This window comes from Streptomyces sp. NPDC088785 (assembly GCF_044750685.1).
Taxonomy (GTDB): domain Bacteria; phylum Actinomycetota; class Actinomycetes; order Streptomycetales; family Streptomycetaceae; genus Streptomyces.
In genome coordinates this window covers 1-16,068 of the sequence record NZ_JBIVKH010000006.1, presented here as the reverse complement: position 1 = coordinate 16,068, position 16,068 = coordinate 1, and the positions used below count along the sequence as shown (strand labels likewise).

Sequence of the window (16,068 nt, the reverse complement as noted above, 5' to 3'; positions counted from 1 at the left end):
GGAGCCCGCCGGTCGTCGACGCCCGCCGGGCCGGTGCCGTGGACGGGTCAGGCGAGGCCCGCTGCGAGGGCGCGGCGGACGGCGTCGGCGCGGTCCCGGATGCCGGCCTTGGCGAACAGGTTGTTGATGTGGGTCTTGACCGTGGCCTCGCTGATGAACAGCTTCTCGGCGATGGCCCGGTTGGGCAGCCCCTGGCCGATGAGGGTCCACACCTCGCGCTCGCGCGGCGTGATGTCCGCGGGCAGCGACGGGGCGGCGGCCGGTGCGGTCGTGCGCACCGTCGCCAGGAGCCGGTCCTGGACCTCGCGGTCGAGGACGGACTGGCCGGCGGCGGCCGCGCGGATGGCCCGCAGGATGTCCTGCCGGCCGGCGTTCTTGGTCAGGTAGCCGCGGGCGCCGGCGCTCAGCGCGGCCAGGATGGAGTCGTCGTCGGCGAAGGTGGTCAGGACGACCACCGCCACCTCGGGATGCTCCTCGCTCAGCCGGCGGGTGGCCTCGGTGCCGTCCATCCGGGGCATCCGCAGATCCATGAGCACCACGTCGACGGGTCCGGCCGCCACGGCGGTCAGCACCTCGGTGCCGTCGGCCGCGGCCGTGACCACCTCGATGTCCTCGGACAGGGCGAGTACGGCGGCCAGCGGCTCCCGCACGGCCGCCTGGTCGTCGGCGACGACGACTCTCAACCGGTCCTGCCGATCGGACTGTTCACTCATCGGGGATCTCCGCCTCCACCTGCCAGCCGCCCGCGTCCGGTCCTGCTGGAACCGGCCCCGCCGCAAGGGTGCCATTCAGGAGGGCGACGCGCTCACGCATCCCGATCAGTCCCATCCCGCTGCCGAGCCCGGCGGTCCTCTCGCGGGTGGCAGGTCCGTTGCGGATCGTCAGTGTCGTCGACGTCGGGGCGAAGACCAGCCGGGCCGCGACGGGCCCGCCGGGGGCGTGGCGTCCCGCGTTGGTCAGGGCCTCCTGCGCGATCCGCAGCAGGTTCTGCGTGCCGCGGGCCGCCAGCGGCCGGACGGTGCCGACGACGGTGAGCGCGTCGCGGTGGCCGGACGACTCCAGCATCGCGGCCAGGGACTCGACCAGCGGCAGCGCGTCCTCGCGCAGGGCGTGCACGGTCCACTGCGCCTGCTTCAGGCTCTCCTTGACCATGCTGTGCGCCTTGTGGTTCGCCTCGCGGACCTTGTCCAGGTCGCCGGTGTCCAGCAGCGCGTCGGCGAGCTCCAGTTGCATGTTGATCCCGGCCAGCGAGTGCGCGAGGACGTCGTGCACGTCACGGGCGATGCGGCCGCGTTCGGTCAGCACGGCGGCCTGGGCCTCGGCCCGCGCGGCGCGCTCGGACGACTCAGCCGCCGCGATCACCGCCTCCAGCGCGCGCTGTTTGCTGCGGCTGAGGATGCCCGCCACCACGGGCAGGCCGGTGGTGAGTCCCAGGCCCCAGGGCAGCGCGTGGTGGCCCGGGCCGACCTGGAAGTAGAGCACCGCCGCGCACAGGAGACTGCTCCCCGCGGCCAGCGGGAGCGACCACCTGAGCGGGAACCGGTAGCCGATGTGTCCGACGAGGAAGTAGGCGAACAGATAGCTGGAGCCGGTGCGGCTGACGCCGATCAGCGCAGCCGACGCGACGACTCCGAACGCCATCACCGCGAGGACGACACGCGGGGAGAACCTGGCTTCCGGCAGATGCCGGCACAGCAGCGACGCCGAGCACAGGACGAGCAGCGCGGCGACGGCGAGGCCCCGGCCGCTGACGCCGATGGGGCGGACGGTCGCGAATCCGCAGGCGATGACGACCAGGGTGACGGCCCCGTGCATCCGGGGGTCCCTGCGGGGCAGTGCCGGGTGCCCGGACTCCGGCGCGGGGGCGGGGTGCCCGGACTCCGGTGCGGGGGCCGGGTGCCCGGACTCCGGTGCGGGGGTGGGGTCCGGGCGACTCTCGGGTGCGGGCACGGCGCGACCATAACCCACCATCAGGCGCTGCGGTCGACGCTCAGCGCGGTCCGTGTCACGGACGCCGACCGTCCGCGGGCGACCATGCGGCCGCGCACGGCGATCGTGGCCAGCCGGGTGACGACCTCGGTGAGCGCCATGAGGACGAACGCGGCGACCCACGCCTGGTCGCTGGTGATCTGGTGGGTGAGGCTGAAGCGGGCGACGTGCTCGGCGCCGCCGTGCTCGGTCCACAGCTGGAAGCCCATGCGCGCGCCCATGCCGATGACCCACAGCGCGGCCGAGACCGCGCCGGCCTTGACCAGGACGTGCTCCCCGGCAGCCCGGACCCTGGTGTAGACGCCGCCGGCGACGCCGAGGGCCGCGCCCACGGCGACCAGGGCGCCGATCAGCAACAGGTCGTTGCCGCCGGTCGGTACGGAGTCGAGGTACTGGTGGGCCACGAAGGCCACGATCCCCAGGGGGATGAGGAAGGTCCTCCAGTCGAGCCTGCCCTCCCGCAGCTGCCGGAAGACGACGAGAAGGAGGGCGATGTCGGTGATCCACTCGGTCGTAGTCATGTCCATAAGACTGCTGCGGAGCGGCCCGCAGCACCTGGACCCATGGGTGGACCTCCGGGTGGACATCGGCGGGCGGGGCGGTGGAGCCGGCCCCGGCCCGCCCGCGCCGCGCCCGCCGGTCCGCGAGGTCTGCGCTCCTCCGGCGGCCGTCACCGCACCGCCGTCACTGCACCGCGCCGTCCGGGATACACACGTATCCGGGGCCCCAGCCGTTGCGTTCCAAGTGGCTGGGTGCCGTGGAGTGCAGGCAGGAGAGCCATACCTCGCGGTAGGACGGGTCCGTCAGGATCAGGTGCCGCTCGTCCTCACCGGCCGCGACGAAACGGTCGTAGGCCTCGTTCGACAGGACGACCGTGCCGGAGTCCGGCCCGGTGTCGGCGGCGGACGCTGGGGCGGACCAGGCGACGGAGGCCGCCATGGCCAGGAGGACGGCGGCGGTGGCGGTGCCGGAGGCGGTGCGGCGGACGCGCATGTGTGGGGGCTCCTTGCTGCGACGGGCTTCGACGGGCTTCGACGGGCGATGTCCTGCTCGACGTGCTCGACGACGAACAGGACATCGCCCGTTCAACTGCGCGGCCCCGCCTTGGTCACGCTCCGGCCGGTTCAGACGGTTCAGACGGTTCAGACGGTTCAGACGGTTCAGGCGGTGCAGCCGGTTCAGGCGGCCTCGGCGCGCTCCAGCTCGCGCTTGAGGTTCTGGAGCGTCCTGTCGATGTTGCGGGTCTGGAAGTCGGCGAACGTGTGACCCGAGGTGACCAGTCGGTCGAAGACCTGCGCGACGGCGTCGGGCCAGCCGCGGCGGTCGTCGGTCCACGTCTCCGTCACACGTGTGCCGTGGTCGGTCGGCTCGAAGCGGTACTCCCACGTGGCGATCGGGCCGCGCAGCCGGGGCCGGCGGGCGCCGATGGCGTGGACGCGGAAGGCGAAGCGGCTGCCCGGTTCGGCCGCGGTGACGGTGCACCGGGTGACCCAGCGGACCCGGCCGCGCTTGTTGCGCCCGACGAACGAGGTGCCCGGCGCCACCGGACCCGCAGGGGCGTCGCCGGTCGTGCCCTGGTTCTCCGGGCTCCAGCGGCCCATGTCCTCGGGGCGGCTCACCGCCTCGTAGGCGATCCGGGGCGCCACCCCGACCTCGATGCTCCTGCTCACGGTGAATACGCGGCTCACGGGAGGCCTCTTTCCGGTCGACACTCTTGGTTACTGGGGAGTAGAGAGCATGACACGGAGCTTGATCGACGGGCCAGGAGCCGGGAGGGAGCGCCCTCGGAGGGGCCGCCGGGCCCTGCGCGCCGACCGCGGCGGCCGGGGGCGGCTACCCCGGCGGCTCGCACAGCGTCAGGTGACGTTCCATGAGGCTGCCGAGGGCCACGACGTCCGGGTTCGCGACCACGCTGGTGATCATGCGGCAGCCGTGTCCGGTCGCGCGCAGGTCGTGGCGCAGCACACCGTCGGACGTGAAGGCGAGGACACGTGCCACGCGCGGGACCGGCGGCCGCAGGGTGTGCGCCGCGGCCCCCAGGACGCGCCGCGCGCGGGGCGGGGCGTGGCGGGCGGCTTCCAGCAGGGGGTTGACCGGGGCCGCGAGCGCCACCCACACCTCGCCCCCGGCGCCGAGCGTCAGGTTGTCGGGGTAGCCCGGCAGCCGGTCGCGCAGTACCTCGGGCCGCCCGGCCCGCTCGCCCGTCAGCCGGACGCGCAGCAGGCGGCGGGCCCCCGTCTCGGCGACGATCAGGTGGGTGCCGTCGGGGGCGAGCACCACGCCATTGGCGAACTCGATGCCGTCGGCGAGCACTTCGGGGCGGCCACCGGGTTCGAGGCGCAGCACGCGTCCGGTGGCGGTGCGTTCCATCAGATCGGCACGCCAGCGGGTCAGAGGGTGCCGGTCGCTGGCCGACGTGAAGTAGAGGGTGCCGTCAGGGCCGGAGGCGACGTTGCTGCACACGCGCAGCGGACGTCCGTCGACCTCGTCGGCCACCACCTCGGGCGGGCCGCCGTCCGCGGGCAGGCGCAGCAGCCCCGCTTCGGCGTCGCACACGAGCAGACGGCCGTCGGGCAGCGCGGTCAGGCCCAGCGGCCGCCCCGGAACCCGTCCGATCTGCTCGACAGGGTACGGGGGTCGGGGGTCGACGCGCAGAATGCGTCCGTCCTCCACCCCGGTGAGGATCCGCTGCCGGTCGTCCGTCGTCACGTGCTCCGGACCCGGGCCCACCGGGACGCGATGGCGCACCACCAAGGGCCGCGTCGGCCCGCCGCGCGCCCTCACGCGTCCACCGGATGCGCGTACGAGGTGCGTCCGACGGGTCCGCACCGGTGTGGTGACGTGGATGGGTGCACGGCAACTCCCCTGTCTCGGTCGGGCCTTGCGGAACTTCCGGTGTTCCACGAGGTCTGCTCGGTCTGCTCGGTCTGCTCGGTCTGATCGGTCTGCTCGGTCTGATCGGTCTGATCGGCGCGTGTCGCAGGGGTGTCGACGGTACTCGCACGGAGCTTTCGGTCGCGTACGGGTGCTCGACCGGATCCGTGGCGCCCTCCACCGCACGAGTGGCACCACGCGTGTTCGTGGCGGGCGGGGGCATCGGCCAGAACAGCGGGAGCACGGCCGGACGGCCGCCCCGCACATGTCGCCGGTTCAGGAAGGAACGCGCATGACTCTCGACAGCCAGTACCGTCCGCCGGCCACGCTGGAGGCCCTGTCGCTCCTGCGCGGCGCCCTGAACAAGGGGTACACCCCGGCCTCCGAAGCGCAACTCGACCTCGCCGTGGCCCGCTTGAAGCAGCAGGTGGGCGATGACGCCGCGGCCCACTGCGCGTTGCTCTGGGCCATGACCCACGCGGCGGAGCTCGGTGTGGGCGTGGCGGCGCAGGCGTACGACCTGCATCCCGACGCCATCCTGGACCAACTCACCCTCGGTCTGCGCCGTGTCGACCACCTGGGCTGACCGGGCGGCGCCCGGCGGCGCGGTCCCCTCGACCGCGCCGCCGGGCCACTCCTTCGGCAGGCCGGCACGCCGGCCGCCACGCACCGAGGTGTCAGCCCTTGCGGGCCACGCCGCAGTACGCGACGTCCGCGGCGTCCTCGACGGGCTGCATGTCGTCCGGGCGCCAGGCCGACGTGGCCACGACACCGGGGTCGACGACGTCCAGGCCCGTGAAGTAGCCGGCGATCGCCTCCGGGGAGCGCAGGTGATACGTGTTGGCCGACTGGGCGTTGTAGGCGGTCACGGCCGCGTTCAGCGCGGCGTTGGTGTCGATCCCGTCGCTCAGCGCGAGGTAGCTGCCGGCGGGCAGCGCGTCGAGCAGTTCGGCGACCACCTCCCCGGGCCGCTCCTCGTCGGACAGTTGGCCCATGATGCCGAGCAGGGTCAGGCCGACCGGCCGGCTGAGGTCCAGGGTGTTCGCCGCCTCGGCCAGGATGCGCCCCGGGTTGCGGACGTCCTCCGATATGTACGCGCACGCGCCCTCGGGGCTGCTGGTCAGCAGGGCGCGGGCGTGGGCGAGCACGAGCGGGTCGTTGTCGACGTAGACGATGCGGCTCTCCGGCGCGATGCGCTGGGCCACCTCGTGGGTGTTGTCGGCGGTGGGCAGCCCGGTGCCGATGTCGAGGAACTGCCTGATGCCCGCCTCCGCCGCCAGGAAGCGGACGGAGCGCGCGAGGAAGGCCCGCTGCAACCGGGCCACGGCAGCGAACTCCGGGAAGGTCGACAAGATGACATCGCCGACCTCGCTGTCGACGGGGTAGTTGTCCTTGCCGCCCAGCAGATAATTCCAGACACGGGCCGAGTGCGGGCGGTCCGTCTGTAGCCTGTTCTTCACATCAGCGTTCACATCATCCATGGGTACAGCTTCACACGGAGCGCGAGGCCGCAAGGTCAACTCTGCTGCGACAACGCCGTTTTCAGGCCACGCACACGACATTGCGCGTAGCTGGACCGCGCGCCGTGCACGGACGGAAGCACCGTGTAGTCGCCGGGCGGCCGGTCGGGCCGCCCGGCCGCCCGGGCGGGAGCGGTCAGCAGCGGACCGAGGCCTGCGACGCCACGATCGCCTTGTTGAGCTTCTCGATCTGGGGCTGGATCTTCTGCGCCGCGTCGGAGGCCGTGGTGTCGCCGTCGAGACCGTCGATCGACTTCTTCAGGTCGTCGTAGGCGTTCGAGATGGCGTCGGTCTTGGCGTCGTCGATGCCCTTGGCGTCGTCGTCGATGTCCTTCAGGTCGTCGGCGATGTCGTCGCGGGCGTCCTTGATGTCGTCCACGGTGCTGTCGGAGTCCAGGCTGGACAGATCCGCGGTGTCGTCCTTGAGGTCGCCGAGGCTGTCGCACAGGGCCTCGGCGCTCTTGGACGCGTTCTCCTTGGGGGTGCTGTCGTCGTCCGAGCAGCCCGCCAGCAACAGCGCGGCGGCGACGGTGGCGGCGACGGTGAGGGAGAGGCGACGGGAGAGCGAGCGCGCAGAGTTCATGTGTTCATGCAACGCGCCGCGTCGGCGTCGAGCCCGTCGGCGGGCTGCGAACGGGTGACCCGGACGGTTCCGCACCCGGCGCGCGCTCACCGCCCGCGCGCGTTTACCGCCCCGCGCCCTTCCCGGAACCCGGGCTCTTCCCGGGGCCCGTGTCCCTCCCGGGGCCCGTGTCCCTCCCGGGGCCCGTGTCCTCCGCGAGCCGGCGTGACACCGCGCGGGCCGTCGCCCGGACGGCCGGTCCGTACCCGGCGTCGGGAAATCCGGTGCTGGGGGCCACCACCGACAGGGCCGCGACGACCTCCCGGCCGTCGCGGACCGGGGCCGCCACCGTGCTCAGCTCCCACGGCGGGCCCTGCGCTCCTGCGGCACAGTCCCGGCGGCGCACATCGGCGAGGAGGTTCCGCAGGTCGCCGGGGGTCTCGATGCCCACGGCGCCCTGCCCGGGGAGGAACGCCGCGATGACCTGCTCCTGCACCTCCACCGGCGCGAAGGCGAGCAGCACCAGGCCCACGCCGGTCGAGGTCAGCGGCACCCGGCCGCCCACCCGGTAACTGACGGGGCTCGCGTCGAGCGCGGAGAGCCGTTCGACCAGCAGCGCTTCGCCCTCGTCGCGGACCGCGAGCAGGACATGCTGCCGCGTCACGTGGAACAGGTCCTCCATGAAGGGCATCGCCACCGCCCGCAGCCCGTGCCCGCGCGGGGCGAGCGACGCCGTCTCCAGCAGGCGCAGGCCCACCACGAACCGGCCGTCCTCCAGCCGCTCCAGTGCCCCGGCCCGCATCAGCGACCGTGCGAGGCGCAGCGCCGAACTGCGCGGGAGGCCGGCGCGCCGTGCGAGCTCCGCGAGGGTCTGCGCACGATGGTCGTGATCGAACGTCCCGAGCAGCGCGAACGCCCGGTCGATCACCGGCTGCCCTTCGGCGGGGCGGCCGCCCCGGCGGGCCGGGCCGTCGCCTCCGGGAAGGGGTGTTCCATTCATCGGCATCACCCGTGCCAGCCTACGGCCGTCCTCCTACGGTGGCTGGTGCGCCCCGGGCCGGCCGGGCGGCCCCGCGTCCGGCCCCCCGAGCTGCGGCAGCGCCCGCGTCACCCCCCATTCGGCAGGAGATCTCATGAGCAGGACCGGACTCGTCGACGTCCACGCCCACTTCGTCACCGACGGCTACGTCGCCGCGGCCCGCGCCGCGGGCGTCGACCACCCGGACGGCATGCCGGGCTGGCCAGGCTGGAGCGTGGAGCGGCAGCTGGACCTGATGGAGCGCGGCGGCATCGCCAAGGCGTGCCTGTCCGTGTCGTCCCCGGGGGTGCACTTCGGCGACGACGCGGCCGCTCGCGCGCTCGCCCGCGAGGTGAACACCTTCGGGGCCGGTGTCCGGGCCGAGCGCCCCGACCGGTTCGGCCACTTCGCCTCCCTCCCGCTGCCCGACGTCGAGGGCGCGCTGGCGGAGGCGGCGTACGCGCTCGACGAGCTGGGCGCGGACGGGGTCGCCGTCGAGACCAACCACCACGGCCGCTACCTCGGCGATCCGTCCTTCGCGCCGCTGTGGGCGGAGCTGGACCGGCGCGGCGCGATCGTCTTCGTGCACCCCACCTCGCCGCCCGCCGCCGACGCCGTGGCCCTCGGCCGGCCGCGCCCGATGCTGGAGTTCCTCTTCGACACGGCGCGCACGGCGAGCGACCTGCTGCTGAGCGGCGTCCTCGCCCGGCACCCCGGGATCCGCTGGATCCTCACGCACGGCGGCGGTGCGCTGCCGCTGCTGGCCGACCGGATCGAGCTGTTCCGCCCGCTGCTCGAAGGCGCCGCACTCGGCGCCGCCACCCCCGCCCCGGGCGGCGGGGCGAGCACCCCGCCCGCGCCCGGCACCGTCGAGCAGTTCGGCCGCCTCTGGTACGACATGGCCGGCACGCCCTTCCCCCGGCAGGTCCCCGCGCTCGGCGCGGCGTTCGGCACCGAGCGCCTGCTGTACGGCAGCGACTACTGCTGGACGCCCCTCGAAGCCGTCCTCGCCCAGATCGACTCCGTGGACGCGGCCGCGCCGCCCGCACCCGGCGCGACCTGGCGCGACCTCACCTCGCGCAACGCGCGGCGGCTGCTGGCGCCCCGGACGCGCTGACCCCGCGCCCCGCCCCCCCCCGCCTGTCAGCTGTGCGAGACGTTGAGCCCGTAGAAGGCGACGCGTGCGCCCTTGGTCGTGCTGCTGGACGAGGACTGGTTGTGGGAACCCGCCTTGAAGTACTGCTTGTACGGGAAGAACGACGAGGGTATGGCGTAGTGCGTGGTGCTGCCGTTGACGGTCACGTCGAGCGTGTTCCCGCCGGAGACGGCGATGGTGTAGCTCCACGTCTTCCCGACCGCGACATGTCCCACCGTGTGCGTCGTCTGGCCGCCGGAGGGCGAGTTCTCCGTGCCCACCACGATGTCGCCGCTCGACCGGTAGTACAGCTCGACCAGGGGCTTCGTGGAGCTGCCGCCGGAGCCGAGGTGGATCTGGCCGACGCACACATTGGACGTGACGGAGACGACGCGCAGGGTCGCGTTCAGCCGGTGGCTTCCGCCGAGCGACCAGTCGGCGGCGCTCCCGCTGCGGTTCATCTCCCGCAACTCGGAGCGGGCGTAGTTGGAGTTGGGGGTGGTGACGCCCTTCTCGGGCGCCCAGAAGGTCATCGCCCCGTCACGGGTGTCGGTGTAGAAGTACGCGTCCTGGAACCCGTTCGCGCCCTGGAGGCGCGACGAGGAGATGGTGGTCGGCGAGCCGGGCGAGCCGACGGGCTCCTGCAACTGCCAGACGGACAGGTCGAAGTTGCCGCCGGGCGCCTTGCCCGGATCGGCCGCGCTGGCGCTGGGCCCACCGAGCAGGGCGACGGCGGCGACGACGCCGACGACCGTGGCGGTGGACAGGACTCGGGTGTGGTTCATGGGGGGGGTTCCTCCAGGCTGAGACGACGACTCGGCGTTCATATATCTGAAGGCTGGGTTCACTTGTGAACCTCGCGTGCCGTGAAACTAAAGGTCTGAACCAGCACAGTCAAGGGTCCGGACAGAAGCCGGCCGATGAGGGCGGGCGTGAGCGTGACCGGGCCGGACCCGGGCCCGCGGGACCTGATCCGTCTTATTGGCCTAGACCTGTTGTGCGGCCGTCGGGTGCCCGCTAGGTTCGTCCCGGCTGCGCAGCCGATGCCACCGCAAGGGCCAGCACGGCCCGTACCCCACGTACCGACACGCTCTGCGCCGGAACGCCCGGCTCCTTCAGGAGGGCTTGCCATGTACCGTCGTATCGCCGCCGCCGTCGCCACCGTCGTGGCCGCATCCGCGCTCGCCCTCGGGGGCGCGGCCACCGCCGAAGCCGCCCCGCCCGGGTTCTACGCCCGCAGCCACCACGCCTCCCTCGCCGAGTGCAACGCGGCCGGTCAGGCCGGGCACGCCATCTGGGGCGCCCTCTACTTCTGCGAGCCGTTCGGCCCGTCGCGCCCGGACGTGTACGTCCTGTGGGTGCGCTACTGATCCCGAAGCCCGGGAGCCTCACCACAGGAGTGGCCCCGGCGGCCCGCGAGGGCGGCCGGGGCCGTCGTCAGACCGGTGGCCGCGACAGGACGACCAGTCCGCGTGAGGCGACCGTCAGCGCCGTGCCGGCCTTGTGCTCCTTCTCGTCCGGGTCCCCGGACGGCTCCGCCGTGTCGATGAGGGTCGTCCAGTTCGCCCCGTACACCGCGTCGGGCAGCCGGAACTCCATGGGCTCCCAGTAGCAGTTGAACAGCATCAGGAAGGAGTCGTCCACGACCGGGTTCCCGAGCGGGTCGGGTTCGGTGATCGCGTCGCCGTTCAGGAAGACGGCGAGGGCGTGCGCGTCGGGCCACCGCCAGTCCTTGGCCGTCATCTCGGCGCCGTCGGGGCGCAGCCACACCAGGTCCGGCGGTCGCTCCTCGTCGCCCCGGGCGCTCTCGCCCCAGAAGAACCGGCGTCGGCGCAGCACGGGGTGCGCGGTGCGCAGGGCGCCGAGCTGCCGCGTGAAGTCGAGCAGGGAGGTTTCCTCCTCGGTCAACTCCCAGTCGACCCAGGACAGTTCGTTGTCCTGGCAGTAGGCGTTGTTGTTGCCGCGCTGGGTGCGGCCCAGTTCGTCGCCGTGGCTGAGCATCGGGATGCCCTGCGAGAGCATGAGCGTCGTCAGGAAGTTGCGCTGCTGCCGGGCCCGCAGCGCCCGGACGTCCGGGGCGTCGGTGGGTCCCTCCGCGCCGCAGTTCCAGGACCGGTTGTCGCTCTCGCCGTCGCGGTTGTCCTCGCCGTTGGCCTCGTTGTGCTTGGAGTCGTACGAGACGAGGTCGCGCAGGGTGAACCCGTCGTGCGCGGTGATGAAGTTGACGCTCGCGCGGGGCCTGCGCCGGTCGTGCTGGTACAGGTCGGCGGAGCCGGTGAGGCGGGAGGCGAACTCGGGGAGGGAGCGCTCGCGCGCGCACCAGAAGTCCCGGACGCTGTCGCGGTACTTGCCGTTCCACTCGGACCACAGCGGAGGGAAGTTCCCGACCTGGTAGCCGCCGTCGCCGACGTCCCACGGCTCGGCGATCAGCTTCACGCGGCTGATGACGGGGTCCTGCTGGATGAGGTCGAAGAAGGCGGAGAGCCGGTCGACCTCGTGGAACTGCCGTGCCAGGGTGGCCGCGAGGTCGAAGCGGAAGCCGTCGACATGGCATTCGGTGACCCAGTAGCGCAGCGAGTCCATGATCAGCTGAAGGACGTTGGGGTGCCGCATCAGCAGGCTGTTGCCGGTGCCCGTGGTGTCGTAGTAGCGGGAGAAGTCGTCCTCGGCCAGCCGGTAGTAGGAGGCGTTGTCGATGCCCCGGAAGGAGAGCGTGGGTCCTTCCTCGTTGCCCTCGGCCGTGTGGTTGTAGACGACGTCGAGGATCACTTCGAGGCCCGCCGCGTGCAGGGCCTTGACCATGCCCTTGAACTCGTCGACCTGCTGGCCGAGGGTGCCGGTGGCGGCGTAGGCGTGATGGGGCGCGAAGAAGCCGATGGTGTTGTAGCCCCAGTAGTTGGACAGGCCCCGGTCCAGGAGGAAGCCGTCCTGGACGAACTGGTGGATCGGCATCAGCTCGACCGCGGTCACCTTCAGGGAGGTGAGGTGGTCGAGGACGGCTTCGCTCGCCAGGCCGGCGTAGGTGCCGCGCAGTTCCTCGGGGACGCCCGGATGGGTGCGGGTCAGGCCGCGCACGTGGGCCTCGTAGATGACGGAGTCGGTGTAGGCGTGGCCCGGCGGCGCGTCCGCCTCCCAGTCGAAGGCCGGGTCGACGACGACGCCGCACAGGCCCTCGGCGAAACCGGCGTCGCGCGGGGCCTGTTCGTGGACGGCGCGCGCGTAGGGGTCGAGGAGGAAGGCGGAGGCGTCGCAGCGGTGTCCGGACGCCGGCTGCCAGGGGCCGTGCACCCGGTAGCCGTAGCGCTGTCCGGGCCCGATGTCCGGCAGGTAGCCGTGCCAGACGAATCCGTCGACGTCGGGGAGCGTCACTGTCCGCTCGTGCCCCTCGGCGTCCACCAGGATCAGGTCGACCTGCTCGGCCACGGCGCTGAACAGGGCGAAGTTCGTGCCCTGTCCGTCGTAGGCCGCCCCCAGCGGGTAGGGGCGGCCCGGACGCGCGGATCCCGTCACGAGGCCGCCTCGGCCGTCTGCGGCAGCGCGACGCCGGTCGTCGGCACCTCGATGCGCGGCACCTGGAGGCTGGCGCCCGTCGACGGGACGGGACGCTTGCCGGCCAGCGGTTCGCGGTCGCCGTTGCGGCTGCGCAGGGAGAACCAGACGATGCGTCGGGCGTGCGCGGTGCAGCTGCCCCAGCCGTCGCTGAGCGCGGCGATGCGGCTCAGGCACGCCAGGTCGGCGTCGGCGCGTCCGGGCCGGGCCGCGTCCTGGTGCGAGACGGCGGTGATCAGGTGTTGGCCCGTCCACCAGGTCTCGACGGTGGTGCGGGCCCCGGCTCCGGCGGCTTCCATCAGCAGGCCGAGCCCGCGGTTCGCGGGCGTCGCCAGTTTCTCCAGCCCCCAGTACCGGAGGTGCGCGGCGACGATGCGCTGCACCTGGCCGACACGTTCCGGGTCGGCGTCCACCTCGACGTGGTAGTAGCGGGGCACTGTCCGGTTCATGATGTCTGCTCCTCACAGCGGGGCCCTCGCCCGTCGTCACGACGGGGCCGTGCGCACAGAGCGTGGGCGCCGCTTCTTCGAGAGTCAGGACTCAGCCTCACCCCGCTACTCCATCCGTGCAACACGAGAGTGATCGGCCGGTGACGCTCGGCTCAACAGGACGGATGGCGTTTCGCCCCGCACGATGGTGGAGGAGCAGCCGGTCACCGGCCGCTCTCTCTCCGTGCTCGGTGTTCGGATCCATCGGGTCCGACGGCGCGGAGTCCTGGAGGTCGACGGGTGCCATGGACGCATCGCGTGCCGAGGTGGACATCGGGCGGAGCCTGCGGCGCTATCGCCGCTGGGAGCGGCGGTTCCTCGCGGCTCCCGCGGACGCCGGGGTCCGGGCCGGGTTCCGGCTGGCGGTCGCGGAGTTGTGCGCGGCGACCGGCGAACGCTGCGGCCGGGAGGCCGCGGCGACGGCGGAACGGCTGCTGCGCCCGCCGGTGCGGCGCGAGCGGGACGTGGTGACGACTTTCGCGTGACCCCGACGGGTCGCACGGCGCAAGAGGTGAGACCGATGGCAGTGGTGCAGCAGCATGTGCCCGTCTCGATCGAGCGGGTGGGCCCCCACGTCGAGGGGGGCCTGGCCATGGCGAAGGCCGTGGTCGGCGAGGCGTTCCCGGTCACGGCCACGGTGTTCGTGGAGGGTTCGGCCGTGGTCCGGGCGCGGGCCGTGCTCCGGGCTCCCGACGGCCGCGCCGTCCAGCGCCGGACGATGAGCGAGGTGGCGCCGGGCGAGGACCGGTGGCGTGCCGAGGTCGCCGCGTCCGCGCCCGGTCGGTGGTCCTTCCATGTCGAGGCCTGGTGCGATCCCGTGGCCACCTGGCAGCGGGACGCCGCCGTGAAGGTGGCGGCCGGCACGGACGTCGATCTGACGCTGGAGGAGGGCGCCCTCCTCCTGGAGCGGGTGCTGGCCGGGGCCGCGGGCGACGCGCCGGCCGCGTCGGTGCTGCGGGCCGCCCTGGCGGTGCTGTGCGACGGCGGTCGCGGCGCGGCCGGGCGGCTGTCGGCGGCGACGGGCCCGGAGGTCGGCGCCGTCCTGGAGTCGCACCCGCTGCGGGAGCGGCTGACCGAGAGCGCGGAGTTGCCGTTGCTGGTGGAGCGGGAGCGGGCGCTGTACGGGTCCTGGTACGAGTTCTTCCCGCGCTCCGAGGGCGCGGTGGTCGAGCCGGGGAAGCCGCCGGTGAGCGGCACCTTCGAGACGGCGGCGCGGCGGCTGCCGGCCATCGCGGAGATGGGCTTCGACGTGGTGTACCTGCCGCCGGTGCACCCGATCGGCACCACGTTCCGCAAGGGCCCCGACAACTCCCTCTCCCCCGGTCCGCACGACGTGGGGGTGCCGTGGGCGGTCGGTTCGCCGGAGGGCGGCCACGACGCGATCCACCCGGACCTCGGCACCCTGGAGGACTTCGACGCGTTCGTGGCGCGGGCGCGGGAGCTGGGCCTGGAGATCGCCCTGGACTTCGCGCTCCAGTGCTCACCCGACCACCCCTGGGTGGACAAGCATCCGGAGTGGTTCCGGCAGCGGCCCGACGGGTCGATCGCGTACGCGGAGAACCCGCCGAAGAAATACCAGGACATCTACCCCATCGCCTTCGACCGGGACCTGCCGGGACTGGTCGCGGAGACCACGCGGATCCTGCGGCACTGGATGGCGCACGGCGTGCGGATCTTCCGGGTCGACAATCCGCACACCAAGCCGGTGGCGTTCTGGGAGCGGGTCGTCGCGGACATCAACCGCAGCGACCCCGATGTCGTCTTCCTGGCGGAGGCGTTCACCCGCCCGGCGATGATGCGGTCCCTGGCGGCGGCCGGCTTCCAGCAGTCGTACACGTACTTCACCTGGCGCAACACCAAACGCGAACTCACCGAGTACCTGTCGGAGTTGGCGCGGGACACCTCGGCGGTGCTGCGGCCGAACCTGTTCGTGAACACCCCCGACATCCTGTCCGGGTTCCTTCAGGACGGCGGGCGTCCGGCCTTCGAACTGCGCGCCGTGCTGGCCGCCACGCTGTCCCCGGCCTGGGGTGTGTACAGCGGCTACGAACTCTGCGAGAACGTCCCCGCGCGCCCGGGGAGCGAGGAGTACCTGCACTCCGAGAAGTACGAACTGCGGCCGCGCGACTGGGAGTCGGCGGCGCGGGAGGGGCGGACGATCGCCCCGCTGATCACGCTGCTCAACGACATCCGGCGCCGCAGCCCGGCCCTGCGGCAATTGCGGGACCTGCACTTCCACCACGCCGACAAGGACGAGGTGATCGTGTACTCCCGGCGCAGCGGCACGAACACGGTCCTGGTGGTCGTGAACCTCGACCCGCACCACACCCAGGAGGCGACGGTGACGCTCGACCTCGCGCGGCTGGGGGTGGCCCCGGACGCCCCCTTCCGCGTACGGGACGAGCTGACCGGCGCGGTCTACACCTGGGGGGCCGCCAACTACGTGCGTCTGGTCCCCGGCGAGTCCCCCGCGCACGTCCTCACCGTCGGCTGAGCACCCGGCGCGCTCTGCCGGTCCCCGCAGAAACGCGGCAACGGAGGGAGATCACCATGACCATCCAAGAACCGACGCGGAACCCGACCGCTCCCGCCGGGCGGCGGGACCCGGAGTGGTTCAAACGGGCCGTCTTCTACGAGGCGCTGGTCCGCTCGTTCTACGACAGCAACGGCGACGGCATCGGCGACCTCAGGGGTCTCACGGCGAAGCTGGACTACCTCCAGTGGCTCGGCGTCGACGCCATCTGGCTGCCCCCGTTCTTCAAGTCACCGCTTCAGGACGGTGGTTACGACGTCGCCAACTTCATCGCCGCGCTGCCGGAGTTCGGCGAGCTGACGGACTTCGTGGAGTTCGTGGACGCCGCGCACCAGCGCGGCATGCGCGTGATCATCGACTTCGTCATGAACCACACCAGCGACCAGCACGAGTGGTTCCA

General features: G+C 72.7%; 18 protein-coding genes. 6 read left to right on the top strand and 12 right to left on the bottom strand.

Features of this window, described 5'->3' with window-relative positions:
* Positions 1–47: 47 nt before the first annotated feature.
* The 6 genes from ACIP5K_RS18955 to ACIP5K_RS18930 all read right to left on the bottom strand — a co-directional run bounded on the left by ACIP5K_RS18955 (position 48) and on the right by ACIP5K_RS18930 (position 4,719).
* Positions 48–713 (bottom strand): response regulator, encoded by a 666-nt coding sequence (locus tag ACIP5K_RS18955; RefSeq protein WP_401410874.1) that lies wholly within the window; start codon positions 711–713, stop codon positions 48–50.
* Positions 706–1,815, bottom strand: coding sequence for a sensor histidine kinase (locus tag ACIP5K_RS18950; protein WP_401411356.1), 1,110 nt, complete (start codon positions 1,813–1,815; stop codon positions 706–708). Before ACIP5K_RS18950 ends, ACIP5K_RS18955 begins: the two co-directional genes overlap by 8 nt.
* Before the next feature lie 155 nt (positions 1,816–1,970).
* On the bottom strand, positions 1,971–2,510 hold the full coding sequence (locus ACIP5K_RS18945) for a hypothetical protein (protein ID WP_401410873.1): 540 nt from the start codon (positions 2,508–2,510) through the stop codon (positions 1,971–1,973).
* 163 nt (positions 2,511–2,673) lie between these two features.
* Entirely contained in the window at positions 2,674–2,982 is a 309-nt protein-coding gene (locus ACIP5K_RS18940) for a hypothetical protein (RefSeq protein WP_401410872.1), read from the bottom strand.
* A gap of 185 nt (positions 2,983–3,167) precedes the next feature.
* Positions 3,168–3,677 carry an SRPBCC family protein gene (locus ACIP5K_RS18935; RefSeq protein ID WP_401410870.1) on the bottom strand — a complete coding sequence of 170 codons (510 nt, stop codon included), beginning with the start codon at positions 3,675–3,677 and terminating at the stop codon, positions 3,168–3,170.
* A 145-nt stretch (positions 3,678–3,822) separates the two neighbouring features.
* Complete coding sequence (locus ACIP5K_RS18930) at positions 3,823–4,719, bottom strand: SMP-30/gluconolactonase/LRE family protein (RefSeq protein ID WP_401411354.1); 897 nt, start codon at positions 4,717–4,719, stop codon at positions 3,823–3,825.
* 436 nt (positions 4,720–5,155) lie between these two features.
* Here ACIP5K_RS18930 and ACIP5K_RS18925 point away from each other — a divergent pair, with 436 nt between their 5' ends.
* Positions 5,156–5,449: a hypothetical protein gene (locus ACIP5K_RS18925; RefSeq protein WP_401410868.1), complete on the top strand. Its 294-nt coding sequence runs from the start codon at positions 5,156–5,158 to the stop codon at positions 5,447–5,449.
* Positions 5,450–5,540: 91 nt separating this feature from the next.
* On the opposite strand, the gene ACIP5K_RS18920 is transcribed toward ACIP5K_RS18925, so the two are convergent.
* The 3 genes from ACIP5K_RS18920 to ACIP5K_RS18910 form a co-directional block, all read right to left on the bottom strand.
* On the bottom strand, positions 5,541–6,344 hold the full coding sequence (locus ACIP5K_RS18920; RefSeq protein ID WP_401410867.1) for an SAM-dependent methyltransferase: 804 nt from the start codon (positions 6,342–6,344) through the stop codon (positions 5,541–5,543).
* A 175-nt stretch (positions 6,345–6,519) separates the two neighbouring features.
* Positions 6,520–6,966, bottom strand: a complete 447-nt coding sequence (locus ACIP5K_RS18915; RefSeq protein ID WP_401410866.1) for a hypothetical protein — start codon at positions 6,964–6,966, stop codon at positions 6,520–6,522.
* Positions 6,967–7,069: 103 nt separating this feature from the next.
* Positions 7,070–7,945, bottom strand: coding sequence for an IclR family transcriptional regulator (locus ACIP5K_RS18910; RefSeq protein WP_401410864.1), 876 nt, complete (start codon positions 7,943–7,945; stop codon positions 7,070–7,072).
* 133 nt (positions 7,946–8,078) lie between these two features.
* On the opposite strand from ACIP5K_RS18910, the gene ACIP5K_RS18905 reads away from it, so the two are divergent.
* On the top strand, positions 8,079–9,080 hold the full coding sequence (locus ACIP5K_RS18905; RefSeq protein ID WP_401410862.1) for an amidohydrolase family protein: 1,002 nt from the start codon (positions 8,079–8,081) through the stop codon (positions 9,078–9,080).
* Between the two features lie 26 nt (positions 9,081–9,106).
* Here the strand turns inward: ACIP5K_RS18905 and ACIP5K_RS18900 are convergent, their stop codons facing one another.
* Positions 9,107–9,883 carry a polysaccharide lyase family 7 protein gene (locus tag ACIP5K_RS18900; protein ID WP_401410861.1) on the bottom strand — a complete coding sequence of 259 codons (777 nt, stop codon included), beginning with the start codon at positions 9,881–9,883 and terminating at the stop codon, positions 9,107–9,109.
* 345 nt (positions 9,884–10,228) lie between these two features.
* Between ACIP5K_RS18900 and ACIP5K_RS18895 the strand changes: the two genes are divergently transcribed.
* The gene (locus ACIP5K_RS18895) at positions 10,229–10,468 is read left to right on the top strand and encodes a hypothetical protein (protein ID WP_401410859.1); all 240 of its coding nucleotides are present in this window, start codon (positions 10,229–10,231) and stop codon (positions 10,466–10,468) included.
* Between the two features lie 67 nt (positions 10,469–10,535).
* On the opposite strand, the gene glgX is transcribed toward ACIP5K_RS18895, so the two are convergent.
* Both glgX and ACIP5K_RS18885 read right to left on the bottom strand, forming a co-directional pair.
* Entirely contained in the window at positions 10,536–12,608 is a 2,073-nt protein-coding gene (gene glgX, locus ACIP5K_RS18890; RefSeq protein ID WP_401410857.1) for a glycogen debranching protein GlgX, read from the bottom strand.
* Positions 12,605–13,096 (bottom strand): pep a2, encoded by a 492-nt coding sequence (locus ACIP5K_RS18885; protein ID WP_401410855.1) that lies wholly within the window; start codon positions 13,094–13,096, stop codon positions 12,605–12,607. Before ACIP5K_RS18885 ends, glgX begins: the two co-directional genes overlap by 4 nt.
* A 284-nt stretch (positions 13,097–13,380) precedes the next feature.
* Between ACIP5K_RS18885 and ACIP5K_RS18880 the strand changes: the two genes are divergently transcribed.
* The 3 genes from ACIP5K_RS18880 to ACIP5K_RS18870 form a co-directional block, all read left to right on the top strand.
* Positions 13,381–13,620, top strand: coding sequence for a DUF5133 domain-containing protein (locus tag ACIP5K_RS18880; RefSeq protein WP_401410853.1), 240 nt, complete (start codon positions 13,381–13,383; stop codon positions 13,618–13,620).
* A 35-nt stretch (positions 13,621–13,655) separates the two neighbouring features.
* Entirely contained in the window at positions 13,656–15,629 is a 1,974-nt protein-coding gene (locus tag ACIP5K_RS18875) for an alpha-1,4-glucan--maltose-1-phosphate maltosyltransferase (RefSeq protein WP_401410851.1), read from the top strand.
* Between the two features lie 56 nt (positions 15,630–15,685).
* Positions 15,686–16,068 (top strand): alpha-amylase family glycosyl hydrolase (locus tag ACIP5K_RS18870; protein WP_401410849.1); only part of this gene is annotated, 383 nt, incomplete at its 3' end.